A 601-nucleotide genomic window follows, 5' to 3' on the forward strand; every position below is an offset into this window, starting at 1 on the left:
ACGCGACTTGTTGCTGTACAACAAGGACCAAAATAAATTTTGGTTTTCGCCAAGAAGTTTCCAAAGCACTTGTAACAAATGTTTGAGAACTACTTTTTAAATCAGCTTTCCAGATTGTTAAAGAGCATGTTTGCAACAGCACAAGGCTGAAGAAAACAGAGTTAAGAATTTCGTTCTTAACTCTGCATTCTTGTTAGCAAGAAGAGAAGTGGCGTCCCCTAGGGGATTCGAACCCCTGTTACCGCCGTGAAAGGGCGGTGTCCTAGGCCTCTAGACGAAGGGGACCCGGATTTGTCTTTGCGCTCGCGCGCAGGTCATTGGGTAACGGCTCGCGCCATTATTCACATCCCAACACCCAACAAAAGGGCTTCTCTCGTTTGGCTTTCACCAAACAAGCACTGACGCTTGCGCATCAGGTCTTTGCTCTAACTACTTTGAATCAAGGCAATCTGTGTGAACACTCAACAACTTCGACATCTTAAGGTAAGGAGGTGATCCAACCCCAGGTTCCCCTAGGGTTACCTTGTTACGACTTCACCCCAGTCATGAATCACACCGTGGTAAACGCCCTCCCGAAGGTTAAGCTATCTACTTCTGGTGC

General features: G+C 47.1%; 1 tRNA gene and 1 rRNA gene. Both read right to left on the reverse strand.

Going from position 1 to position 601, the window contains the following annotated elements:
- Positions 1-209: 209 nt before the first annotated feature.
- Positions 210-285, reverse strand: a tRNA-Glu gene (locus tag AACW87_RS14565).
- Positions 286-484: 199 nt separating this feature from the next.
- A 16S ribosomal RNA gene (locus tag AACW87_RS14570) occupies positions 485-601 on the reverse strand; the annotation flags it as partial.

Origin of the sequence: Aeromonas sp. MR7 (assembly GCF_963899385.1) — a bacterium.
Lineage (GTDB): Bacteria > Pseudomonadota > Gammaproteobacteria > Enterobacterales > Aeromonadaceae > Aeromonas > Aeromonas bestiarum.